Source organism: Helcococcus bovis (genome assembly GCF_046035835.1).
GTDB classification, from domain to species: Bacteria; Bacillota; Clostridia; order Tissierellales; family Peptoniphilaceae; genus Helcococcus; species Helcococcus bovis.
In genome coordinates this window covers 1-24,297 of record NZ_JBFNGB010000012.1, presented here as the reverse complement: position 1 = coordinate 24,297, position 24,297 = coordinate 1, and the positions used below count along the sequence as shown (strand labels likewise).

The following is a 24,297-nucleotide window of genomic DNA, read 5'->3' as shown; positions in this document are numbered from 1 at the left end:
ATAGCAAATAAAAACATTTAAATATAATCTAACGCAAATAAGCTATATGTAAATATCTAGAATTGTTAAATATATGTAAACATATTATTTAATTTCATTTTTAAATTTTAATGCGTATTTGTAATCATTATCCATACATTTTATTAATTCTTCTTTTGTATTAAATTTAATTTGATCTCTCATCCTTAAAATAAATTCGATTTCTAATTTATCGCCATAAATTCTTTTGTTAAAATCCAGTATATATACTTCGATTTTTATATCTTGATTATCTGTTACAGTTGGATTTGTTCCTATTGAGGTTAATGAAACATATTTTTTCCCATTATGATAGGCATATGTTAAATACACTCCTTCTTTAGGAATAATATAATTAAAGTCTAGAGATATATTTGCCGTTGGATACCCTAACTCTGCAGAACCAATCTTAAATCCATGAATAACAGTGCCAGAGATTTTATAATTTGTTGTAATTAAATGTTTAACTCTTTCAACTTCACCATTATTTATGTATTCTCTAATTAAAGTTGATGATATTTTCTCACAATTTTCCATTACATAATCAACTATCTCTACACCAATTCTTCCTTCATTTTTATATTTTAATAATAAATTGGTATTTGCAATATCTTTTTTTCCAAATGTATAATCCGGACCACAAACTAATGTATTAACATTAAGCTTATTTTTTATAAAACCAAAAATAAATTCTTCACTGTCTAATTTTGCAAATTCTAATGTAAAATTTACTAAATAAATAATATCGATTCCTAAATTTTCTAAAATTTTAATTTTGTCATTTAATGATGTAATATAATATTTAGGAAAAGATGGAAAAATCTCATTAGTATGTTGTTTAAAAATTAGAACAGAAGATTTTACATTTTTATTTTTAGAAATTTCTATAACTTTACTTATGATATCTCTATGTCCTAAATGTAATCCGTCAAAATTTCCAAGACCGATAACTGATTCTTGAAATATATTATTTTTATTATTGTCTAAATCAATAATTATTGACATAATACCTTCTCCATTTTTAATACATTTTTTTCAACTTTTCCAATTCCAATAAATTCGTCATTTATAATTATAACTATATCTTCATTTTGATTGAAATTACCATTATATTTTACAGTATTTAAATTTATTCGTTGTCCATTGATTAATCTAAATTTTATATCCTCTAAAATATTTATTTTATCTAAATTATATAAACTTTTTTCAGTAGGAATGATACTATCCAATATTTTATCTATATTAATCTCATTAATTTTAGATATATCAATGGAGTCTTTAATTTCAAACTTCCCAACTCTATTTCTGATTAAATCAGTCATATGCGCATAAGTATTTAATCTCAATCCAATATCATTAATTAATGATCTTATATAAGTTCCTTTAGAACATGCAACCTTTATCTTCGCATATTTACCAGATAATTCAAGAAGTTTTATATCATATATTTCTACATTTCTCTTTTTTATTTCTACGTCTTTTCCTTCTCTAGCATATTCATATAATTTCTTACCATTAACTTTTATTGCAGAATATATAGGTGGAGACTGTTCAATTTTCCCCTTAAAACTACTTAAAACATTAACTATTGTATTTGCTTCAAATGTTACATTTTCAGATAAATTTGTTATTTCTCCTTCAGAATCATACGTAGTTGTAGCTTCTCCAAATTTTAATGTTGCAATGTATGATTTCCCTTGTTGCATTATATAATCGCTTACTCTTGTTGCATTTCCAATGCAAATAGGTAGGACACCTGTAGCCATTGGATCTAATGTACCAGTATGCCCTATTCTTTTTGTATTTAGCTTTTTTCTTAAAATAGCAACAACATCATGAGATGTCATTCCCTTAGCTTTATTAACGACTAAGATCCCCATCTTCATAAAGTTTCTCCAATCTTTTTACAACTTTATCAAATACTTCATCTAGTGTTCCTTCGTGATTTGCTCCAGAGGCTCTAATATGTCCTCCTCCTCCAAATTCAACGGCGATTTTAGAAACATCAATAAATTCTTGAGATCTAAAGCTAATTTTTTGCTTATTTATTTCATCTTCTTGTACTATTGCAGAAACCTCAATACCATCTATAGTTCTTAGTAATGATACAATTCCTGAAGTTTTATCAAAATCCAAATTATATTTTTTTACTAAATCCTTTGTAATCATTGCAACTATAATTTTATCACCAATTCTAGTTGCATTTTTTATTACATCAGCCTGGAATAATAATAAATTTGTATCTAATTTATCATATAAATTATCATGTATTAATTTTTTATTGGCATTTATATCTAAAAGAGCTGCAGCAGCCCTTAAAGTTGTAGATGTAGATGATTCGTATACAAATCTAAATGTATCTGTTAAAATACCTAAATATAAATATGTTGCAGCATCTTCAGGCATTATAACATCATAATCAATACATAATTCTGTTACAATTTCACAAGCCGAGCTTGCTTCTAAAACAATATTTACATCTGCAAAATGTGTATTAGTTATATGATGATCGATATTTGCAGTATTTTTAGCTAATTCAAAATATTTTATACTTTCACCTATTCTTTCAATATCTCCACTATCTATAGCTATAAATAAGTCGATAGAATCATTAAATTCATCATTATAATATAAATCATCTCTGTATATAAACTCTAGATTAGTTGGAAAATCATCATTTTTAACTATTTTTACATTTTTACCTAAATTTTGTAATGCAAGAGCTAATCCAAATGATGAACCAATAGAGTCACCATCTGGATTGATATGCCCTGAAATCAAGATATTATGAGATTGTTGAACAAGCTTAAAAAAATTATTCTTCACGTTCATTTTGTGCCTCTGTATCTTTTTTAATTACTTCACTTATTAATTTTTCAATCCTCATTGCTTCTTCAATATTATCATCCAATACAATTTTTAATTGAGGAATATGTCTCAAATTCATTCTTTTGCCTAATTCTCGTTTAATATATCCAATTGAATTTTGTAATCCATCAATTGTATCATTTTTCTCTTCATCACTACCTAAGACTGAAATAAAGATTTTTGCAGATTGTAAATCATCAGTTAATTCTATATCTGTAATAGATGTTATTGGTGCAATTCTAGGATCTTTAATATCATTACTAATCATCACAGATATCTCTTTTTTTAATTCTGATTCGATTCTTTTGATTCTTTTCTTATCCATTATTACTCCTATCTTTTAACTTCTTTATCAATAAACGCTTCTAAAGTATCTCCTGATTTTACATCATTATAATTTTGAATTCCTAAACCACCTTCATAACCTTGGTTTAGTTCTTTTACATCATCTTTAAAACGTTTCAATGAAGATATTTCACCTTCGTGAATAACAACATCATTTCTTAACAATCTAATTTTAGCATTTCTTTGCATTTGTCCATTTGTTACATAGATACCAGCGATATTACCTACTCCAGGAACCTTAAATACTTCTCTTACCTCTGCAGTACCGATAACTTGTTCTACAAATTTAGGAGCAAGCATACCTGTTATAGCTTTTTTAATATCTTCAATTGCTTCATATATAACTCTATATGTTCTAATTTCAATATCTTGAGTTTCAGCTTGAGATTTAGCACCTTGATTTGGTCTAACATTAAAACCAATAATAATTGCATCAGATGCTGAAGCTAGCATAACATCAGATTCATTTATACCACCTACTGCCCCGTGAATTACATTTACTTTAACTTCTTCATTTGAAAGTTTCATTAAAGAAGTACTTACAGCTTCAATAGTACCTTTTACATCTGTTTTAACAATTATGTTAAGATCCTTCATTTCTCCATCAGAAATTTTATTAAATAATTGATCTAAGTTAACTTTTGATGTTCTCTTAATAAATTCATCTTTTTCTTTTTGTGCAGCCCTATCAGCAAATTTCTTACCTAGTTTTTCATCAGCTATTGCATAAATCTTGTCTCCAGCTTCTGGTACATCTGATAAACCTAAAATTAATACAGCTGTTGAAGGTTTAGCTTTTTTAACTTCTTTTTGATTATTATCAAACATTGCTCTAACTTTACCACTTGAATGTCCTGAAACAACAAAGTCACCTTTATTTAATGTACCTTTATTTATAAGTACAGTTGCAACAGGTCCTCTACCTTTGTCTAATTGAGCCTCAATAACAATACCCACTGCAGGTCTATTTGGATTAGCTTTTAATTCTTCAAGTTCAGCAACCATTAAAATCATTTCTAATAGCTCATCTATACCTTCACCTGTATGTGCTGATACAGGAATCATAATTGTTTTTCCACCCCAATCTTCAGGTGTTAAACCTTGTTCTGCTAATTCTGATTTTACTTTATCCGGATTAGCTTCATATTTATCCATTTTATTTATAGCAACGATTATAGGAACTCCTGCAGCTTTAGCATGGTTTATAGCTTCAATTGTTTGAGGCATAACTCCATCATCAGCAGCAACAACTAAAATAGCTATATCTGTAGCATTTGCACCTCTTAATCTCATTTGTGTAAATGCTTCGTGTCCTGGAGTATCTAAAAATACAATTTTCTTACCATCAACATAAATTGAAGATGCACCTATATGTTGTGTAATACCACCAGCTTCAGTACTTGTAACTCTAGAATGTCTCATTTTATCCAATAAAGATGTCTTACCGTGGTCAACGTGTCCCATAACTGTAACTACTGGTGCTCTTAATTCTAAATCTTCCTCTTTATCTTCAAAGTCAATGCTTGAAATATCATTAGCATCATCTTCATCTGAAAAAGCTTTTTCTTCAACTTCAATATTAAATATCATACCAATTTCCATTGCTTTTTCAATTTCAATTTCTTGGTTCATATTTGACATTATCCCCATTTTCATAAGTTCAGTAATAATTGATGTTACTGGTTTATTTAATTTTTCAGCAAATTCTTTAATTGTAATCCCCTCTTCAATGTAAACAATTTTTGAATCAGGTTGTTCAGCTTTAGTTTCTTCTTTTACTTCAATTTGAGGTTTCTTTTCTTTTTTTTGTTTCTTTTTCTTTTTTCTATCTACTTCTTCATATTCATCATTATATTCTTCGTAATCTTTAATTTCTTCTTTTTCAACTATTTCTTTTTTCTTTTTATTTTTATTATTTTTTTCCTCTTCAATTTCTACAAAATATTCTTGAATTAGCTCAAGATTTTCACCTTCTAATACAGACATATGACTTGATACTTCAAGTCCAAATTCTTCGTCTAATATTTTTATTAACTCTTTACTTGATAATTTTAAGTCTTTTGCTAATTCATATACTCTTATTTTTGACATAAATTACACCTTTCTACATAGATTCTAACTCCTTGTAAATTTCAGCATTTACATTAGTTTTAAGGTGGCGATTCAATATTTTTTTTGAAATAGCACTATCTATACAATTTTTATTTTTACAAATATACGCCCCTCTACCATTAAGTTTTCCGCTATGATCTATACTAATATTCCCTTCTTTATCTTTTACAATTCTGATTAATTCATCTTTAGTTTTTTGCTCTTTGCAAACTATACATTTTCTTAATCTTAAATTTTGTTTATTCATTTATTTCATCCAAAACAATTTCTTCTTGAATATCTTCATTTTCTAAAATATTTTCATTTAAGTCAGATATTTCATTGTCTGAATTTTCTTTTTCTGATAATTTTAATTCTTCAAGTTCCTTAAGTACTTCATCTTTTTTACTTTCAGGCTTAATATCTATTTTCCAATTTGTTAATTTAGCTGCTAATCTAACGTTTTGTCCCTCTTTACCAATAGCTAATGACAATTGGCTATCTGGAACAAATGCAACTGCTTCTTTTTTATCAGAATCAATATAAACATCTACAACTTCAGCAGGAGATAATGCATTTGAAATATATACTTTCATATCTTTACTCCATACTACAATATCTATTTTTTCACCATTTATTTCTTCAACTATAGAATTAACTCTAGCCCCTTTCATACCTACACATGCACCAACAGGATCAATAGAGCTATCTTCCGCATAGACTGCTATTTTAGTTCTATATCCTGCTTCTCTTGAGATTGACATAATTTCAACTGTTCCTTGACTAATTTCAGGTACTTCTATTTCAAATAGTTTCGCAACAAACTCAGGTGCTTTTCTTGATAGAATAATTTGAGCTCCTTTACTTGTTTCCTTTACTTCTTTTACATATAGCTTAACTCTGTCTCCTGGTTTAAATGTTTCACCTTCAACTTGTTCCTTTTCTGGTATATATCCTTCTGATTTTCCTAAGTCTACATATATATTTTTATAATCAACTCTTTGTATCATACCATTGATTATATCTTTCTCTTTATCAATATAACTTTCATAGATAACTTTTCTTTCAGCATCTCTAATATATTGAATTACAATATTTCTTGCTTTTTGTGCTGCTACTCTTGCAAAATTTTTAGGAGTAACTTTTATTTTAATTTCTTTACCAACTTTTGCTCTTTTATTATGTTCTAATGCTTCATCTAAAGTAATTTGATTGTTAGGGTCTGTTACTTCTTCTACAACTTCTTTAACAGCAAGTACTTTAGTATCGCCAGTTTCTTCATTTATACTAATTTCTACATTTGTGCTATCAAAATTTTCTTCAAAACTTTTTTCTAAAGCTTTTTCAACTGCAGTAATTATTTCTTCTTTTTTTATACCCTTTTCTTTTTCAATTTCATCTAAAGCTTTTATAAATTCTTTATTCATGATATCCTCTAAAACTCTAGCCAAATTTTAATTAGGCTTATATCCTTTCTATTTAATACTACTTCTCCAATATTTTCACTTAATAATTTAATTTCATCAGAATTATATTCTTTTAATTCTCCAATATAATCTTTCAAACCATTTACTTTTTTATATAAGTGAACTTCAATTATTTCTCCAACATTTCTTCTTAAATCATCATCTGTTTTTAATGGTCTATTTAAATCAGGAGATGACACCTCAAGATAATAATGTACATCAATAGGATCTATTTCATCTAATTTAACATCCAAATAACGAGATACTTTTTCACAATCATCTATATCTATTCCATTTTCACTATAGATATAAAAGCTTAAATAATTCTCATAATTTTCTTTAATAAATTCAATGTCAACTAGTTCATATCCCATATCAATAATGCTTGGTTCAAATTCAAGTTTTAATTTTTCAATTAAATTTTTTGACATTCTCGCTCCTTTTAATGAATAAAGAGTGGACCTTGTATGTCCACTCTTTAGTAACGTTCTATCTGCATATATTATAGCATTTACACATAATTAAGTCAAATTTAGAAACTAAAAAAATCAATCTGATTAGTATCTTGCATTCCATAAAATATATCTGCATTTTCTAATGTTTCAATAGCCGTTTTATTAATTTTTGTTCTTTTAATAAAATCTTCTTTAGATATAAATTCACCATTATCTCTTGCTTCAGCAATTCTAAGAGCCATAGATTCAGAGATATTTTCCATAGCCATAAGAGGTGGTAAAATTGTATTATCATCTATTACTTCGAATTCTACAGGATGTGATTTGTATAAATCAACTTTTTCCATTTTAATATCTCTGGCATACATTTCTTCAGCAAGTTCATAACAATAAAATTCATTATTTATATCTAAATCACCTTCCGATTTTAAGGATGTAATGAACGAAGTCATGTAATCCAATCCTCTAGATATATGAGTATATTTGAAATCTGAAATTGCATTTGTAAAGTATACAGCATAAAAATATGCTGGATGATGCACTTTAAAATATGCAATTCTAAAGCTCATCATAACATATGCAACAGCATGTGCCTTTGGAAACATATATTGAATTTTTTGGCATGATTCAATATACCAATCAGGTACATTACATTTTTTCATGTCAACTATCTGTTCATCAGATACACCTTTGCCTTTTCTAACTTTTTCCATTATATCAAATGATAGCTTCTTATCTAATCCCTTTTCAATCAAATAATTCATGATGTCATCACGAGTACAAATAGCACTTCTTAAATTACATATTCCCTGTCTAATAAGTTCTTGTGCATTTCCAAGCCATACATCTGTTCCATGTGAAAGTCCAGAGATACGGATTAATTCTTCAAATGTTGTAGGTCTTGTATCTGCAAGCATTCCTCTAACAAAATTAGTACCGAATTCAGGAATTCCAAGTGATCCATCTTTTATATTTGTATATTCGTGTTTTATATTTAGTTTTTCCGTTGAACTAAATATACTCATAGTATCTTTATCATCCAAAGGTACTTCAACAGCATTTACTCCACTTTTATCAGATAGTAATCTTATTATTGTGGGTGCGTTATGTCCCAATAAATCTAGTTTCAATAGATTTTTATCGATAGCATGATAATCAAAATGAGTCGTAATTATCCCAGTTTCCTTCTTATCGGCTGGATATTGTACAGGTGTAAAATCTTCTATATCTTTATTATCCGGAACAATTATAAGTCCACCAGCGTGCTGGCCTGTTGTACGTTTCACTCCAGTAATATATCTTTTTACTCTGTTAATATTTGCGTTATCTAATTGAATTTTTTCATCATCCGGATAAAATTCTTTATATTTTCTAGCCATACCGTATGCAGTTTTTTCAGCAATTGTACCTAGTGTACCAGCTCTAAATACTTTTCCTGGTCCAAAAAACTTTTCAGTATATTTATGAATTTTTGATTGATATACAGAAGCAAAATTTAAGTCGATATCTGGTTCTTTATCCCCTTCAAATCCTAAAAAAACTTCAAAAGGTATATCAAATCCTTCTTTTCTCATTTCACTTCCACATTTTGGACAAATTTTATCCGGTAAATCTACACCACATGAATATTTATCGTCTTCATTAAATTCAACATGCTTACAATTTTCACATATATAATGGGCAGGAAGCGGATTTACTTCGGTTATATCAGCCATTGTAGCTGCAAAACTAGAGCCAACACTCCCTCTTGAACCTACTAAATATCCCTGCCTATTAGATTCCCTAACCAATTCTTGAGCGATTACATATAAAGATGCATAACCATTTCCAATAATTGAATTTAATTCCCTATTTAATCTGCTTTCAACTAATTCTGGCAAATCATCTCCATAAATACTTCTAGCTTTTTCAAACGACTCAGTTTGTAGTCTTTCAACTGCTTTTTCAATATTTGGTGGAAATGTACCATCTGCAATAGGTGAAATGTTTTCAATCATATCATTTAATTTGTAAGAATTTTTAACTACAACATCATAAGCTTTTTCATCACCTAAATACGAAAATTCATTTAACATTTCCTGTGTATTTTTTAAATAAAACGCTCCCGAATTGTCTTGACTTCTCTTTCTCGGATAATTTTTTAATACATTTCTAAATGGATAATCTTTTTTATCTATATAATAAACATCTCCCATGGCAACAGCAGGAATATTTAATTTTTCTGCAATATCAATTAATTTAGTATTAATTTGTTTTAAATGTTCTTCACTTCTTATATATCCTCTTTTAATTAAATAATAACTAAAATCTAAGGGAATTAATGATATAAAATTAAAGAACTTAGCTTCATTTATTAAAATATCTTCATCATAATTTAATGAAATCAAATTAAATAATCTGCTCTTGTAATTTCCAGTTCCTATCAATATACCTTCTCTAAGTTCTTCAAGTACATTTAGTGGTATACTTGGATCCCTATGATAATATTCTAGATTTGATTTTGAAACTATAATATATAAATTTTTTAATCCAACTTTATTTTGAACGTACAATAGACCTTGATATTCCTTATGTTGTGCTACATTATATTCAACATCCATTTTATTTATATTATTATCAAATTTTACACCTAATTCATCAAGTTTTTTTAACATTTTTATAAAAACTTCTGCAGTAGCTCTAGCATCATCACTAGCTCTATGGTGATTTAATAAATTAACTTGATAATGTTTAGTTAAAGTATCAAGTTTATGATTTTTAAAATCAGGGTTTAAGGCTCTAGATATATACATAGTATCTGCATAAATTGGCTTAAATTCAAGATTCATTTCACTTGTTTTAGCTAATATAAACTCAACGTCAAATTCAGCGTTATGTGCTACTAAAATTGTGTCTTTTGTAAATTCTAAAAATTTTGGAAGTACTATATCAATTGTATCAGCATTTACAACCATATCATTTGTAATACCTGTAAGCTCAGTAGTAAAATCACTTAATGGCTCTTTAGGATTTACAAATTCCTCAAAAACTTCTATAATTTCACCATTTCTGATTTTCACGGCACCAAATTCAATTATTTTATCTGTAAAATTAGATAAACCTGTTGTTTCCAAATCAAATACAACATAGTCTTTATTATCAATAGGTAAATTATAATAATTTCTCAATATTGTCATTTCTGAATCAATAAAATTAGTCTGTAATCCTAAGTTAAGTTTTATTCCACTTGATTTAGCCACCTTATAAATTTCTGGATAAGCTTGCACATTAAATAAATCGGAAACACCTACATTTTGATGTCCCCAAGTTTTTAGAGTCTTAAATAGAGATGAAATCTCAACAACTGATTCGGAATTAGTATATTTAGTATGAATGTTAAATTCAATTCTCTTTTCTTGAGATAAATCTTGTCTAACAGGTAATATTGTTTGCTCAATACTTGTAACATTTAGTATCGATGATTTTTCCCATTCATCATACGCATATATTCCAGATATAATAACATCTAAACCATTTTTAAAATTTTCTAAAAAGTCATCAATTTTATCACTTCTAACAAAAATCTTACACGAAATAGCATAATATCCATTATCTAAAGAAAATTTAACAAAACATCCGGATTTAACCGCTCTACTTTCGAGATCATAAACTTTACCTTTTACTTTAACTTTATTTGTGTCATTAACTAAATCTTCTAATTCAGTAAAATTTGCAGGTACACTTTTTGTAAAACCATAAGAAAACATATCCCCTTTTTCTGAAGCTTTTTTAACTGCTTCCTTCTCTTGCTTCTTATCCTCTTTTTCTTTAGCTTTTTTTATTTGTGATAGTATTTCCTGTTCTTTCTTTTTTGCAATTTTTTCTATTGCCTCTTTATTATCAATACTATTTTCTAGAAATTCTACTTCAATATCTAATTTAGATACTTTTTCTTTAAATCTAATAAATATATCTTTGCCTTCATAAAACTGTTTTTGATTCATGTGTAATAAATAAATCTTGAATTTCGGATCATTATATTCATACTTTAATGATGGAAAAACTTGTGAAAAATAGTCAAATATCTCCTTTAATGTAAATATTGTAATTTCAATATTTACACCATAATTATCTAATACATTATTAAAATATGTCTTAATATCATCCAAATCAACATCATCTTTAGAAAGTAATTTTATATTAAGTTCATTTTCAATTTTAAAAAACGAAACTTCATCTAAAAAAAGTCTCGTTTTATTGTTTTTATTATATTCATCTAAAAATTCGATAAATTGCATTATTACACCCTTCTAGAATAGTGAGATTACATCTTTAATTGTAACTAATAAAATTAGTCCAAGTAAAAATATAAATCCTACGATAGTAATTCTTTCTTCAAATTTTCTGTTTATCGGTTTACCAAGTACCATTTCACAAATAATAAATAGTAATTTTGAACCATCAAGTGCTGGTATTGGCAATAAATTAAAGAAACCTAAATTAATTGAAATCATTGCAGAAAACATTAAAAATGCTTTAAAACCATGATTTACAACTGTTCCAACTTGTTTTATAACACCAACTGGTCCGGATAATTGATTTAAACCTAAAGCACCAGATACTAACCCTCTCAATCCATTCCAAATTTCTCCCATCATATAAAATGTCATATAGAATGAATATTTTAAATTACTTAAAATGCTACTTTCTAATAATGGTGAAATTCCTATTACTTTTTGTCCATTTTGCACACTAGGTTTTAAGTTGACAGAAATTTCTTTTCCATCTCTTTCTAATAAGATATTAAAATTTTCTTTTGAAGATCTTAATTCTGAAATCAATTCAAGAAAAATATGTATATTTTTATCATTAACTTTTAAGATCTTATCACCCTGTTTAATTTCTGCTATTTGTGCTGGAGAATTATTTGCAACTGTACTAATAGTTGTTGTTGGAGTCCCATTTACTGCATTAATACCAAAAAATACAATTACTGCAAACAGAAGGTTGATTCCTGGTCCTGCTAAAATTGTAATGAATTTTTTCCATGGTTTAGAATTATTATAACTTCTTTCATCATCTGAATCACTTTCTTCACCTTCCATCATAACATATCCACCAATTGGTAAAGCTCTTAATGAATAAAGCGTTTCTACACCTTTTTTACTATATATTGATGGTCCCATACCAATTGAAAATTCATTAACTTTTATGCCTGATAATTTTGCGCCTGTAAAATGTCCAAGTTCATGTATTGTGATTAAAAATAAAAACATTAATAATCCAATGATAATATTTATTGCTGTACTCATTATAACCTCAAATTAATAATCATTATGTATACTAAAGGTGCAACAAAAAGTAATGAATCAAATCTATCCATTATTCCACCATGTCCAATAAGTATACTTCCGTAGTCTTTAATATCTGCTTTTCTTTTTATGAATGATGCAAATAAATCTCCAATTTGTGAAATAATTGAAAATATTACAGCAAATCCATATAAAAATAAATCTTGGTTTAAATTAAATATATTTATAAAAATATAAGTAAATATTATTCCTCCTAAAATTCCACCTAAAGCACCCTCTATAGTTTTTTTAGGAGATAGTCTTTCAATTAACTTATGTTTACCAAATAATATACCTATAGCATATGCGAGTGTATCTGTAAATGATGGCAATGCATAGGCATAAAAAATCCATTTAGTATCTCTTAAATTTAATATTAGTATATAAGGAACTGTTATATATAAAATTATAAAGATATTTCCCAATATATCATTTACTCTACATTCACTCTTAAATATAATAAGTGATAATATAATTATATTTATAAAAATATATAAGCTTAAGGTAATTTTAACATCATATAATAAAGTTGATGAAACAAGTAAACTGTTAAATATGTATAATACCTTTTCTTGAATACCATATTCTAACTTTTTTAATGCTTTTGATAATTCATAAATAGCTATATTTGATAAAATAAGTATTCCAAATGTAAGAATTGGATTATTTAGATAAATCATTCCTAATATAACAAATATTAAAATGATACCTGTAATAATACGTTTTAATAAATTATTTTTCATTTAATCCACCAAACCTTCTATTTCTATTGATAAAATTAAGAATAGAACTTTTGAATTCTTCTTCGCCATAATCTGGCCAATATATTTTTGGAAAATCAAATTCTGAATATGCTATTTGATATAACATAAAATTAGATAAGCGTTTTTCTCCACCTGTTCTAATCAATAAGTCTGGATCAGGTATTTCTGAAGTATATAAATATTTAGATAAAGTAGTTTCATTAATATCATTTTGATTTAAATTTCCAGATTCTATTTCAGAAACTATATTTCTAATTCCGTAAGCAATTTCATCTCTTGAACCATAATTTAGTCCAATATTTACAGTTAAACCATTATTATCTTTTGTCTTATTTATAGCATATTCAACTGCTTTTCTACTTGAATACGGAAGTTTACTTATATCTCCCATTATAGTTAATCTTACATTATTTTGAATTAACCTATTTAGTTCATTTTTTATAAATGTATTTAATATCGAAAATAAAGTTGACACCTCTATTTGAGGTCTCTTCCAATTTTCAGTAGAAAAAGCGTATAGACTTAAATATTTAATTTCTAATTTTTTTGCAACTTCAATAATTTCAATAACTTTTTGCATTCCTGCACTATGTCCCTTACTTCTTTCAAAGCCTCTTTCTTGAGCCCATCTTCCATTACCATCCATTATTATTGCAATGTGATTTAATGAACTATTTTTTATTAATTCAATTAAATTTCTATCATCCATACGCTTCCTACCTATTAAATTATATTGTTAATAATTCTTTTTCTTTTTCTTTAGTAACTTCATCTATTTTCTTTACAAACTCATCAACTAAATCTTGAACGTCTTTTTCTAAAACTTTTTTATCATCTTCAGAAATTTCTTTATCTTTTTCAGCTTTTTTGATATCATCAATCATTTCACGTCTATAGTTTCTAATTCCAATTTTAGATTGTTCACCTTTAGCCTTAACTTCTTTAACAAGATCTTTACGAGTTGATTCATTTAATTCTGGGAAAGGCAATCTTATAACTTTACCATCATTTGAAGGTGTAATACCTAATTCGGATGCTAAAATTGCTCTTTCAATATTTTTTAATTGAGATGCATCCCATGGCTGTATAACTAATAATCTTGCTTCAGGAACTGTAATAGTAGCAGCATTTTTAATAGGTGTTTCTGTTCCATAGTAATCAAAATGAATATTTTCTACTAATGACGGGTTAGCTCTACCAGCTCTAACAGAATTTAAATTATCTTTATATCCTTTTAAATGTTGTTCTAAATGTTTTCTTCCATCTTTAATTAAATTATTTATCATTGTCTCCTCCAACAATAGTACCAATTCTTTCGCCTTTTACGACTTTTACTAAATTTTCAGGATTATCAATACCAAAAACAACTAAAGGCATGTTGTTATCTCTACAAAGTGATGTTGCAGAGGCATCCATAACTCCTAAATTCTTAGTTAATATTTCTTTATATGATAATTCATCATATTTTACTGCATCATCAAATTTATTTGGATCTTTATCATATATTGCATCTGTACCTGTCTTACCAATTAATATTGCATCAGCCCCAATTTCCAAAGCTCTTAATGCTGATGTAGTATCAGTTGAAAAATATGGATGACCTGTACCTGCAGCAAATATAACTACTCTTCCTTTTTCTAGATGTCTGATGGCCCTTCTTACTATAAATGGCTCTGCAACTTCATTCATTTGGATAGCAGTTTGAACCCTTGTTTCTAAATTAATCTTTTCTAAGGCAGCTTGTACTCTCAACGCATTCATAACTGTTCCTAACATACCGATGTTATCAGATACAGTTCTATCCATATCGTCTTGATTTCTTCCTCTCCAGAAATTTCCACCACCTACTACAATACCAATTTCAACATTTAAATCATGTACTTCTTTTATAGTTTTAGCTATATTGTTAATTGCATTATCATCCATTCCAAAGCCTTTGCCACCTGCTAGTGCTTCGCCACTTAATTTGATAAGAACTCTTTTATTAATATACATATTGTATCTCCATAAATTTATATACAGTAAAAGAGAACATAAAATGTTCTCTTCTTAGTAATCGTGAATATATTATTCGCCTCTCATTTGACTTGCAACTTCTTCAGCAAAGTTTTCTTCTTTCTTTTCGATACCTTCACCTACTTTAAATCTTGCATATTCAACAACTTCTAAAGAACCATTTAATTCTTTTGCTTTATCATTAATTGCTTCTTCTACAGTTTTATCTGCATCTAATACGTATGCTTGGCTATATAAAGCATATTGAGCATCAATTTGTGTATTATCTTCAAAGAATTTTGAAATTTTACCAGGAACAATTCTATCTAAAATTTGTTCTGGTTTTCCTTCTGCTAATAATTCTTGTTTAATTAATTCTGTTTCTTGAGCTAAAACTTCATCTGTGATTTGAGCTCTTGAACCGTATTTAGGAATGTGTCTTAATGGTTTTCCTAATCTTTCATTTTCTTCATTTTGAACTTCTAAAGCACCTTTTAATGCTGCTAATTCTTTTTCAACAAATTCTGGTGATAATTCTTTATATGAAATGTATTCTGGACTCATAGCAGAAATATGCATTGTAACATTTTGTAATAATTGTTTTGCACCTTCCAAAGTTTTTTCGCTATCAGCTTTAGCCTTTAATACTACACCATTTGTATTATTAAAGTGAACATAACCAACAATTTCTTCATTTTCTTCTGCTACTAAAGTAGAAAGTCTTCTAACAACGATATTTTCACCAATATTTGCAATTTGTGCATTCATATATTCTTTGAAATTTTGACCTTCAAATGTTGTTTCATTTAATTCTTCAACTGTTTTAATATTGTTATCAAATACGTGCTTTACAATCTTATCAGCTAAAACTAAAAAATTTTCATTTTTAGCAACAAAGTCTGTTTGAGTGTTAATTTCTATTAAAGTACCTTTTTTATTATCATCTGATACTAATAATTTAATAACACCTTCAGCTGCAACTTTACCAGCTTTTTTTACAGCTTTAGCAGCACCTTTTTCTCTTAATAAATCAACAGCTTTATCCATGTCTCCATTTGTTTCTTGTAAAGCTTGTTTACAGTCCATCATACCTGCACCAGTTAGTTCTCTTAGTTCTTTAACCATTTTTGCAGTAATTTCCATATTTCCTCCTATATATTTATAGGAAGTAGCGGTACTACTTCCTATTAATTTTGCATATTTTATTATTATAATTATTCTGCTGAATCTTCTTCTACTTCTTCTGTTTCTTCAACAACTTCTACTTCTTCAGAAACAAAACTTTCTTCTGAAGCATCATCTGATTCACCTTGTCTACCTTCGATAATAGCATCTGCCATAGCTGCAGTAATTAATTTAACTGATCTAATTGCATCGTCATTACCTGGAATTGGGTAATCTACATCATCTGGATCACAGTTTGTATCAATGATACCAACGATTGGAATACCTAATTTTCTTGCTTCTTTTACAGCAATATTTTCATTTTTAGGATCAACTACAAACATTAAATCTGGAATACCAGGCATATCTTTAATACCACCTAGATATTTATTTAATTTTTCTAATTCTCTTTGTAAGTTTAATACTTCTTTTTTTGGTAATAAATCAAAAGTTCCATCTTCTGACATTCTTTCAATTTCTTCTAATCTTTTAATTGATTTTCTAATTGTATTATAGTTTGTTAACATACCACCTAACCATCTTTGTGATACGTAATATTGGCCTGCTCTTTTTGCTTCAAATTCTATAGCATCTTGAGCTTGTTTTTTTGTACCAACAAATAAGATGTTTCCACCTTCGCTAGCAACTTCTCTTATTACATCATAAGCCTCATCAACTTTTTTTAATGTTTTGTGTAAGTCAATGATATAAATTCCATTTCTTTCTGTAAATATAAATTTGCTCATTTTTGGGTTCCATCTTCTTGTTTGATGACCAAAATGAACACCAGCTTCTAATAAAGCTTTCATAGGTATAACTGACATTTTTTTCTCCTTGTGTTTTTATTTGCCTCCATTATTCTTCAATGCCAAACCTTACGGCACACGGGCATAAACAAATAATGTGTTTATTTGACTTAAAAAGTATATCATATAAAGCGTATTTTAGCAAGTTTTATATTCTTTCAATTTTTTCTTTTACAATTAATTTAACAAAATAAAAACTTACTATCAAAGATATAAATTCTGCTATTGGTAAAGATGTCCAAACAAGGGTTAAACTTATTTTAGAAAATATATATGCTAAAGGTAACGCTATTATCAATTGTCTCATAAGTGATAAATAAAAACTATATTTACCATTACCTAAACCTTGAAAGAAGTTTGAATTAACTATTGATAATGGTGCAAATAATACAGTAAACGACAAGATTCTTATTGCTATTGTTCCTAATTGTAAATATTCACTGTTATCACCGAATAGCATTAAAAGATTTTTTGTAAATAATTGGAAAACAATAAATCCTACTATTCCTAATATTAAAGAATAGTATTTAGCATATTTGTGTAAATTCAATATTCTTGACTTTAATTTTGCTCCATAATTAAATCCAATAAGTGGTAAAAACCCTTGATTCAAACCAAATATAGGCATAAATACAAATGATTGCAATTGTAAAAATACAACCATAACAGTCACTGAAATTTCATTAACTGAGGACAAAATCCAGTTCATACCCATTTGTAGTACCGCTGCGATTGATGTCATTAAAATTGCAGGCACTCCTACATGATAAATTGCAGAAATAGTATACTTATTAATATGAATATGTGAAAAATCAATACCTAGTTTTTCTCTATTTCTATAAATATATTGTGCCATAAACACAAATCCTACAAATTGTGAAAATACTGTTGAAATTGCAGCACCTTTTGTTCCCATTGCAGGTAATCCAAAGTATCCATGAATTAAAATTGGATCAAAAATCATGTTTATAATTGATGACATCATATGACTTATCATAGGTATAACCATACTACCTGTTGATTGCATTATTTTTTCACCAAGTACTTGATAAAATACAAAAATTGAAAAACCTGAAACAATTCCTAAATAATCTCTCCCCATGGATGCAACTTCTGGATCAGTAGTAAATATACCATAAAATGAATCTAAAAATATAAATCTAAATCCTATAAATAATAACCATGATAAAAATAATACAAAAGCTCCATTTACAGCACCATTTCCTACTTCTCTGTGATGTTCTTCTCCTAATTTTCTCGACATATATGAATTTACCCCAACACATGTCCCTACAGATATTGCAATCATAATCAATTGTATAGGAAAAGCCATAGCAACAGCTCTTAAAGCTTTTTCACTTATTTGAGCTACAAAAAATGAATCAACAACATTATAAATAGATTGAACTAACATAGAAAAAATCGCTGGCAAACTCATTTTTATCAATATTTTAAGTTCATTTTCTGTCCCCATATAATTTGTAATTACTTTATTTTCTTCACTCATAATTCCCCTTTTTAACATAAAAAAGATGAATCGTAAAATCCATCTTGAAAAATTATTTTTTTCTTTTACTGATCATTTTCATTATACCCTTAAATAGAGAAACATAATCAGTTGCACTTGTAAAAGTATTTGTAAATCTGCTTGCAGTATCTGCTGCAGCAATTCCAACAACTTCAACTGTATCAGATACATTTGTAGTTATATTTGAAACCTTATTTGTAACATTACTTACATCTGCTAATGTAGATGTAATGCTAGGTTTTATATCATTTACAACTTCATCTGTATTAACTAAAATACTATTAATATTACTTGTAATATTAGGTAAATTCTTTAATGTACTATCTAAACTTTCTTTATTATCTTCTAAAGTTTTATTTACTGTTCCAAGTAAATTAGCTAAAGACATAAATACTTTTGCTAAAAATAGCAATGCTACTGTTCCAGCAATAATAAGAACAAAAATCAATACATCATATAATGTGAAAGATATATTGATAGCATTATTTGCTAACATATTTCCTCCTTATTATTTTTCTTTTTTTGCTTTTTCTTCTACTTCTTTTGCTGTATCTTTAGTTTTCTTCGCAGCATCTTCTACCTTGTCTGCAACTTCTTTTTTCACTTCTTCAGCTTTTTCTTTACCTTCTTCAACTTTACCTTTTACAGCTTTTTTAACATCTTCTACTTTTTCTTCTACATCATCTGAAAAGCTTCTTAAATCTGTTAATTTTTCTTCACTAAATTTGCTTACTTTATCAACAGCTTTATTATAAGTTTTAGAAATTTCTTTTCCTAATTCTTGAGATTTATCCTTGATAGTTTGTCCCGCATCTTGTGCTGCGTTTTTTATATCTTCTCTAGTTTCTTTACCTGATTTAGGAGCGAATAATAATCCTGCTGCTGAACCCAATAAAGTTCCTACTGCTAAACCTAATCCCACTTTACCAGCAGTTTCTTTCTTCTTTTGTCTTTCTAGCTCTCTTTGTTTTGCTACGAAATAATCTTTTATTGACATAAATATCCTCCCTTTGTCCTAGTAATAAAATATATCCACAGATGACAAATAATTATACCTTCAATATGTGAAGGTGGGCTACCTGTCATCAATTTTTGTAGTCCATTTAAGGCGTTACATTCATTAATGAACTCCGGATGCCCTTATAGTTAGTGTAGGTTAATTATAAAATCAACTGTGGATATATATATTATAACAGAAAATATTAGTTTTGAAAAGTATAGTCTAATATGTTAATCTTTATATATAATATTTAAGGAGGAATAAATGAAAAAGAAGGTTAATATTTTTTCTAATTTATATAAAATTACAAATGAAATTAGAGAAATTGTTGAAGATGAATTAAGAGCAAATGATTTTATCGTTACAGAAGAATTTGATAAAAACGCTGATTTCAACATAGTAATTGGTGGAGATGGTACGTTTATAAAAGCTGTTCATGATTCTAATTTTTCTGAAATTCCTTTTATAGGTATAAATACTGGACACTTAGGTTTTTATAATGATGTACATCATAGCGAAGTAGCAGAAACAATTCAAAAGATTAAAAATAATGACTACTTTGTTCACAATCTTCGTTCAATAGACTGTAAGGTTTCAACAGATGATGATACATATGAATTTAAGAGCTTAAATGAATTAGTATTGAAGGCAAAATATACTTCAGTATTACACTTTAACTTATATGTTGATGATGTTATGTTAGAGTCATTTGCAGGAGATGGTGTAATGTTTTCCACCCCATCAGGATCTACAGCCTATAACCTATCAGCAGGCGGAGCAATTATGTATCAAAGCATAGATGCATTCCAAATTACTCCTTTAGCACCAATACGTTCAGCATTACATCGTTCACTTGATAAAAGTTTAGTTGTACCTAAAGATACAAAGATAAAATTAATAACAAGAAAAAGAGAAGATACTCAGTTTGCACTAGGTATTGATGGATTACATCAAGAAATAGAATCTATAAATTATATAGATATACAACTTTCAAAAAATACTATACAAAAAGTTGTGTTTGATAAAAATTGGTTCTGGAAAAATATTAAGGAAAAATTTATATAATTGAAGATATTATAGTTTTTAATATATTATAAAGAATAAAATTTAAAAATTGGAACAGAAATATTATTTTTTAATTTCTGTTCCAAATTTTTTTGTTCTTTATATACCGTTTTTGGAACATTTTTTTAATTTTTACATTTCTGTTCCAAGTTTCTTCATAAATTGCCATATAAACCATATATATCTATATTTATTTCAAATTTTCATTTATAAAATCAATAGTCTTTAATGCTATAGGTGCTGCTAATGTTCCACCCATTCCTTCTGTATTTTCAATCATAACAACAATTGCGTATTCCGGTTTTTCTTCATTAGTCATTCCTACATACCACGCATTATTTTTTTCTTTATTTATTTCAGCAGTACCTGTTTTACCAGTTAAATATTCACCATTATTTAATTGGTATCCATTATATTCACCAGTGGATTGCATGTACTTTCTTAATTTTAGAGCTATATCTTTTTCGATATTAGATGATAATACTTTTTGAGTAGTATACTCATCTTTTCCATCTCTCACAATCTTATTAACAATATATGGTTGATTTACTACACCATCATTAGCAATCCCCATAGCGATTAGCATCATATCCATAGGAGTAACTAATGTATCTCCTTGACCAAATGATGCATTAGCCTTTTCTAAATCGGATAATCCTTCCTTAAATGGAAATGATGAATTACTCATTGGAATTGGAAAATTATCCACCTTGCCAATACCATAATCTTTTAAGGTTTTTATATAAAGATCATTACTTACAAGTTTAGATTTTTCAAAAAAGTATGTATTGGAAGATACATTTAGTGCTTTCTCCAAATCCATATCTCCATAAACTTTGTTTTCAAAATTATGAACTGTATAACCACTTATAGTTGCTTCTCCAGTATCGTTATAATTTAAATCTATTCCACTTCTTAAAAATACTGTTGAGGTTAGAAGCTTAAATACAGAACCAGGAACATACTTTCCTTGTGTTGCTCTATTTAATAAAATACCATCTTTAGAATTCATTATTTCATCCCAATCTATTTTAATTTGATTTACATTATATGATGGTTTAGAAACTAATGTTACAATTTCTCCAGTTTTTGGTTTAGTTACTATAACTGTACCTTTATTATCTCCTAGCAAATCATATACATGTCCTTGTAATTTATCATTTATAGTTAAGTAAAGATCATTTCCTTTAGGTTGTGATTTTAGCATTCCTGAAAGTCTTGTAAATATATCTTCATTATTTCTAATATCAAGTAGTTCATTGTTATATGCTTTTTCTATACCATATTTTCCGTATTGAATTGTATTATATCCAATAATATTTGAATACATAAAACTATATGTGTTTTTTCTGTGAAGACCATTTTCAGTTTTAATTGTTTCCGTTAACAATTTTCCATTTATATCGAAAATTTTACCTCTTTCAATCTTAGTTTCATCTGCAAAGTTTCTAGCATTCAGTGAACTTTTATTTAATTCTTCCGACTTAAATAATTGAAAATATACCAAATACGTCGCTTGTATTAAAAATAATAAAACAATAACAACAAGTAAAAATATTAATTTTTTATCCTTCGAGTTTTTCATATTTACCACCTGTCCTTGTTGTTAAATATTGTAAAATACCTAAAAGTGTGAAATTTACAATTGTAGATGAGCCTCCATAACTTAAAAACGGAGTAGTTATACCCGTAAGAGGAATAAGTTTTAAAATCCCACCAAACATAATTAAAGTTTGAAATGCAAAAATTAAACCTATATTCATTGAAAGAGAGCTGTAATAATTTGATTTAAATTCTAGCGCTACTTTTATTGTTTTATAGAAAATTATAATATATATCATTAATATAGCAAATCCCATAAAGATACCCATTTCTTCAATTATAGCAGCTAAAATATAGTCTGTTTCAATAACAGGTACTAGATCTGGTCTACCTAATCCAATACCTGCACCAAAAAACGATCCATTTGCAAGCGCAAAAAGTCCTTGTATAATTTGATAACCTCTATTATTATAGTCTTTCCATGGATCTAACCATATATCAATTCTAACTCTTATATGAGATAAAACTAACGATGCCAGATATATTCCTATTAGTCCTATAACAATATTTAATATAATGAAAAAATATCTTCTTTCAAGGATAAACATTGTTGAAAGAAATAGACCAAATAATAAAGTTGCAGTTCCCAATTCCCCTTGTATAAAAAACATGCCTGAGAATATATAAGTTGCGATAGCAGTATAATATTTACCTAATTTTTTTTGTTGATATTCCTCTATATTATAATAATAACTTGCTAACATAAATATATAACCTATTTTTGCAAACTCTGATAATTGAATAGTGAACAAATTTCCGATTCTAATCCAATTTTTTGCCCCACCACTTCTAAATCCTAGTGCAAATGTTATTAAAAAAGTTAAAAAAGTTAAACTAAAATATAAAATAAATTTATTTTTTAAGAATTTATCCATGTATTTCATTACAAAAAACACAAATAAAAATATAATCAATCCTAAAACATACCACATCATATGCTTGTTCGCAGTAGGAATATCTAATCTTATCATCATAATAGCACTTATTGTAAATAATAAATTTACAAGCAATATGAATGTACTATCCCCTTTTGTAATTTTAGGAATAAGTGCATTTGATAAAAGTGTCATAACTATAAAAACAATAGACAAAATTATCGTAATATTTTTACTATCTGTATTTCTCAATAATGATAAAAATAAACCTACAAACTGGAAGATAAACAATCCAAAAATCAGAAAATTATTATAAGTCTTTTTTTTACTTTTATATTGTGCAATACTTCTATTAATATCCATAAAAACTCCTAATTTGATTTTGGATCAACAAATTCTTCAACGAATTTTATTTTATAATCGCCAATTTGGATAATATCATTATTTAAAAGTTGATAATTTTTATTAACTATTTCACCATTTAAATATGTACCATTCGATGAATTTTTATCAACTAAATAATAGTTATCAGATGACTGGACTATCTCTGCGTGATATTTAGAGATAACCTCCCCACTAAGCACGATATCATTGTTTAGTGCCCTACCAATACTTGTATTATTTTCAAGTAAATAGTTTTTTGAAATGCCATCAGAATCAACTACCACTATAAAATACTTTTTAATCTTATCTTTAATATCAATATTTTTTATATCAAGTATAATTAACTTCACGATTATATAAATATAATATAAAACTATAGATATAAATATAAATTTAAATAGTGAAGATAAAATTACATATAAATTTATTTCACCAATTACATTGGTAAAAAATATTTTTCTAAGCATATTTAAAAAATTAACCATATAAACTCCTTTTATTTCTAAAATATTATATCAAATAAAAAAGAAAGGGACAATAA

The 24,297-nt window shown here is 27.3% G+C and carries 23 protein-coding genes; 1 reads left to right on the top strand and 22 read right to left on the bottom strand.

Annotated features, from left to right (window positions below):
- Window positions 1–84 precede the first annotated feature (84 nt).
- The 19 genes from ABGF48_RS05105 to ABGF48_RS05015 form a co-directional block, all read right to left on the bottom strand.
- Window positions 85–1,023 carry a bifunctional riboflavin kinase/FAD synthetase gene (locus tag ABGF48_RS05105; protein WP_408105261.1) on the bottom strand — a complete coding sequence of 313 codons (939 nt, stop codon included), beginning with the start codon at window positions 1,021–1,023 and terminating at the stop codon, window positions 85–87.
- Window positions 1,014–1,904 (bottom strand): tRNA pseudouridine(55) synthase TruB, encoded by an 891-nt coding sequence (gene truB, locus ABGF48_RS05100; RefSeq protein WP_408105260.1) that lies wholly within the window; start codon window positions 1,902–1,904, stop codon window positions 1,014–1,016. Before truB ends, ABGF48_RS05105 begins: the two co-directional genes overlap by 10 nt.
- Entirely contained in the window at window positions 1,879–2,850 is a 972-nt protein-coding gene (locus ABGF48_RS05095; protein WP_408105259.1) for a DHH family phosphoesterase, read from the bottom strand. Before ABGF48_RS05095 ends, truB begins: the two co-directional genes overlap by 26 nt.
- Window positions 2,834–3,211 (bottom strand): 30S ribosome-binding factor RbfA, encoded by a 378-nt coding sequence (gene rbfA, locus ABGF48_RS05090; RefSeq protein WP_408105258.1) that lies wholly within the window; start codon window positions 3,209–3,211, stop codon window positions 2,834–2,836. Before rbfA ends, ABGF48_RS05095 begins: the two co-directional genes overlap by 17 nt.
- 8 nt (window positions 3,212–3,219) lie before the next feature.
- On the bottom strand, window positions 3,220–5,322 hold the full coding sequence (infB, locus tag ABGF48_RS05085; protein WP_408105257.1) for a translation initiation factor IF-2: 2,103 nt from the start codon (window positions 5,320–5,322) through the stop codon (window positions 3,220–3,222).
- 13 nt (window positions 5,323–5,335) lie between these two features.
- Complete coding sequence (gene rnpM / locus ABGF48_RS05080; RefSeq protein WP_408105256.1) at window positions 5,336–5,590, bottom strand: RNase P modulator RnpM; 255 nt, start codon at window positions 5,588–5,590, stop codon at window positions 5,336–5,338.
- Window positions 5,583–6,749, bottom strand: a complete 1,167-nt coding sequence (nusA, locus tag ABGF48_RS05075) for a transcription termination factor NusA (protein WP_408105255.1) — start codon at window positions 6,747–6,749, stop codon at window positions 5,583–5,585. Before nusA ends, rnpM begins: the two co-directional genes overlap by 8 nt.
- A gap of 8 nt (window positions 6,750–6,757) precedes the next feature.
- On the bottom strand, window positions 6,758–7,219 hold the full coding sequence (gene rimP / locus ABGF48_RS05070; RefSeq protein WP_408105254.1) for a ribosome maturation factor RimP: 462 nt from the start codon (window positions 7,217–7,219) through the stop codon (window positions 6,758–6,760).
- 101 nt (window positions 7,220–7,320) lie between these two features.
- Entirely contained in the window at window positions 7,321–11,520 is a 4,200-nt protein-coding gene (locus tag ABGF48_RS05065) for a PolC-type DNA polymerase III (protein WP_408105253.1), read from the bottom strand.
- 12 nt (window positions 11,521–11,532) lie between these two features.
- Window positions 11,533–12,534 (bottom strand): RIP metalloprotease RseP, encoded by a 1,002-nt coding sequence (gene rseP, locus ABGF48_RS05060; protein ID WP_408105252.1) that lies wholly within the window; start codon window positions 12,532–12,534, stop codon window positions 11,533–11,535.
- Window positions 12,534–13,316 (bottom strand): phosphatidate cytidylyltransferase, encoded by a 783-nt coding sequence (locus tag ABGF48_RS05055; protein ID WP_408105251.1) that lies wholly within the window; start codon window positions 13,314–13,316, stop codon window positions 12,534–12,536. The genes rseP and ABGF48_RS05055 overlap by 1 nt, the downstream gene beginning before the upstream one ends.
- On the bottom strand, window positions 13,306–14,046 hold the full coding sequence (locus ABGF48_RS05050; protein WP_408105250.1) for an isoprenyl transferase: 741 nt from the start codon (window positions 14,044–14,046) through the stop codon (window positions 13,306–13,308). The genes ABGF48_RS05055 and ABGF48_RS05050 overlap by 11 nt, the downstream gene beginning before the upstream one ends.
- A gap of 19 nt (window positions 14,047–14,065) precedes the next feature.
- Window positions 14,066–14,623, bottom strand: coding sequence for a ribosome recycling factor (gene frr, locus ABGF48_RS05045; protein ID WP_408105249.1), 558 nt, complete (start codon window positions 14,621–14,623; stop codon window positions 14,066–14,068).
- Window positions 14,613–15,332: a UMP kinase gene (gene pyrH / locus ABGF48_RS05040; RefSeq protein WP_408105248.1), complete on the bottom strand. Its 720-nt coding sequence runs from the start codon at window positions 15,330–15,332 to the stop codon at window positions 14,613–14,615. Before pyrH ends, frr begins: the two co-directional genes overlap by 11 nt.
- 72 nt (window positions 15,333–15,404) lie before the next feature.
- Entirely contained in the window at window positions 15,405–16,475 is a 1,071-nt protein-coding gene (gene tsf, locus ABGF48_RS05035) for a translation elongation factor Ts (RefSeq protein WP_408105247.1), read from the bottom strand.
- A 71-nt stretch (window positions 16,476–16,546) separates the two neighbouring features.
- On the bottom strand, window positions 16,547–17,320 hold the full coding sequence (gene rpsB / locus ABGF48_RS05030; protein ID WP_408105246.1) for a 30S ribosomal protein S2: 774 nt from the start codon (window positions 17,318–17,320) through the stop codon (window positions 16,547–16,549).
- 130 nt (window positions 17,321–17,450) lie between these two features.
- Window positions 17,451–18,809: an MATE family efflux transporter gene (locus tag ABGF48_RS05025; RefSeq protein WP_408105245.1), complete on the bottom strand. Its 1,359-nt coding sequence runs from the start codon at window positions 18,807–18,809 to the stop codon at window positions 17,451–17,453.
- A gap of 52 nt (window positions 18,810–18,861) precedes the next feature.
- The gene (locus tag ABGF48_RS05020; RefSeq protein ID WP_408105244.1) at window positions 18,862–19,326 is read right to left on the bottom strand and encodes a DUF948 domain-containing protein; all 465 of its coding nucleotides are present in this window, start codon (window positions 19,324–19,326) and stop codon (window positions 18,862–18,864) included.
- A gap of 12 nt (window positions 19,327–19,338) precedes the next feature.
- Window positions 19,339–19,827: a YtxH domain-containing protein gene (locus ABGF48_RS05015; protein WP_408105243.1), complete on the bottom strand. Its 489-nt coding sequence runs from the start codon at window positions 19,825–19,827 to the stop codon at window positions 19,339–19,341.
- Window positions 19,828–20,094: 267 nt separating this feature from the next.
- Here ABGF48_RS05015 and ABGF48_RS05010 point away from each other — a divergent pair, with 267 nt between their 5' ends.
- Window positions 20,095–20,895: an NAD(+)/NADH kinase gene (locus tag ABGF48_RS05010; RefSeq protein WP_408105242.1), complete on the top strand. Its 801-nt coding sequence runs from the start codon at window positions 20,095–20,097 to the stop codon at window positions 20,893–20,895.
- Window positions 20,896–21,085: 190 nt separating this feature from the next.
- Here the strand turns inward: ABGF48_RS05010 and ABGF48_RS05005 are convergent, their stop codons facing one another.
- The 3 genes from ABGF48_RS05005 to ABGF48_RS04995 are packed head-to-tail and all read right to left on the bottom strand — an operon-like array spanning window position 21,086 to window position 24,241.
- Entirely contained in the window at window positions 21,086–22,480 is a 1,395-nt protein-coding gene (locus tag ABGF48_RS05005) for a penicillin-binding transpeptidase domain-containing protein (protein ID WP_408105241.1), read from the bottom strand.
- Window positions 22,461–23,735, bottom strand: coding sequence for an FtsW/RodA/SpoVE family cell cycle protein (locus ABGF48_RS05000; protein WP_408105240.1), 1,275 nt, complete (start codon window positions 23,733–23,735; stop codon window positions 22,461–22,463). Before ABGF48_RS05000 ends, ABGF48_RS05005 begins: the two co-directional genes overlap by 20 nt.
- An 8-nt stretch (window positions 23,736–23,743) precedes the next feature.
- On the bottom strand, window positions 23,744–24,241 hold the full coding sequence (locus tag ABGF48_RS04995) for an FHA domain-containing protein (RefSeq protein WP_408105239.1): 498 nt from the start codon (window positions 24,239–24,241) through the stop codon (window positions 23,744–23,746).
- Between the last annotated feature and the right edge of the window lie 56 nt (window positions 24,242–24,297).

Bases quoted from the DNA above. Each gene is read 5' to 3' on its own strand.
- tsf (WP_408105247.1), bottom strand. From the start codon at position 16,475: ATGGAAATTACTGCAAAAATGGTTAAAGAACTAAGAGAACTAACTGGT.
- rnpM (WP_408105256.1), bottom strand. From the start codon at position 5,590: ATGAATAAACAAAATTTAAGATTAAGAAAATGTATAGTTTGCAAAGAG.
- ABGF48_RS05050 (WP_408105250.1), bottom strand. From the start codon at position 14,046: ATGGATGATAGAAATTTAATTGAATTAATAAAAAATAGTTCATTAAAT.
- ABGF48_RS05015 (WP_408105243.1), bottom strand. From the start codon at position 19,827: ATGTCAATAAAAGATTATTTCGTAGCAAAACAAAGAGAGCTAGAAAGA.
- ABGF48_RS05065 (WP_408105253.1), bottom strand. From the start codon at position 11,520: ATGCAATTTATCGAATTTTTAGATGAATATAATAAAAACAATAAAACG.
- rimP (WP_408105254.1), bottom strand. From the start codon at position 7,219: ATGTCAAAAAATTTAATTGAAAAATTAAAACTTGAATTTGAACCAAGC.
- ABGF48_RS05055 (WP_408105251.1), bottom strand. From the start codon at position 13,316: ATGAAAAATAATTTATTAAAACGTATTATTACAGGTATCATTTTAATA.
- infB (WP_408105257.1), bottom strand. From the start codon at position 5,322: ATGTCAAAAATAAGAGTATATGAATTAGCAAAAGACTTAAAATTATCA.
- ABGF48_RS05010 (WP_408105242.1), top strand. From the start codon at position 20,095: ATGAAAAAGAAGGTTAATATTTTTTCTAATTTATATAAAATTACAAAT.
- ABGF48_RS05020 (WP_408105244.1), bottom strand. From the start codon at position 19,326: ATGTTAGCAAATAATGCTATCAATATATCTTTCACATTATATGATGTA.
- ABGF48_RS05025 (WP_408105245.1), bottom strand. From the start codon at position 18,809: ATGAGTGAAGAAAATAAAGTAATTACAAATTATATGGGGACAGAAAAT.
- frr (WP_408105249.1), bottom strand. From the start codon at position 14,623: ATGATAAATAATTTAATTAAAGATGGAAGAAAACATTTAGAACAACAT.
- rbfA (WP_408105258.1), bottom strand. From the start codon at position 3,211: ATGGATAAGAAAAGAATCAAAAGAATCGAATCAGAATTAAAAAAAGAG.
- ABGF48_RS05095 (WP_408105259.1), bottom strand. From the start codon at position 2,850: ATGAACGTGAAGAATAATTTTTTTAAGCTTGTTCAACAATCTCATAAT.
- ABGF48_RS05000 (WP_408105240.1), bottom strand. From the start codon at position 23,735: ATGGATATTAATAGAAGTATTGCACAATATAAAAGTAAAAAAAAGACT.
- rpsB (WP_408105246.1), bottom strand. From the start codon at position 17,320: ATGTCAGTTATACCTATGAAAGCTTTATTAGAAGCTGGTGTTCATTTT.
- pyrH (WP_408105248.1), bottom strand. From the start codon at position 15,332: ATGTATATTAATAAAAGAGTTCTTATCAAATTAAGTGGCGAAGCACTA.
- ABGF48_RS04995 (WP_408105239.1), bottom strand. From the start codon at position 24,241: ATGGTTAATTTTTTAAATATGCTTAGAAAAATATTTTTTACCAATGTA.
- nusA (WP_408105255.1), bottom strand. From the start codon at position 6,749: ATGAATAAAGAATTTATAAAAGCTTTAGATGAAATTGAAAAAGAAAAG.
- truB (WP_408105260.1), bottom strand. From the start codon at position 1,904: ATGAAGATGGGGATCTTAGTCGTTAATAAAGCTAAGGGAATGACATCT.
- rseP (WP_408105252.1), bottom strand. From the start codon at position 12,534: ATGAGTACAGCAATAAATATTATCATTGGATTATTAATGTTTTTATTT.
- ABGF48_RS05105 (WP_408105261.1), bottom strand. From the start codon at position 1,023: ATGTCAATAATTATTGATTTAGACAATAATAAAAATAATATATTTCAA.
- ABGF48_RS05005 (WP_408105241.1), bottom strand. From the start codon at position 22,480: ATGAAAAACTCGAAGGATAAAAAATTAATATTTTTACTTGTTGTTATT.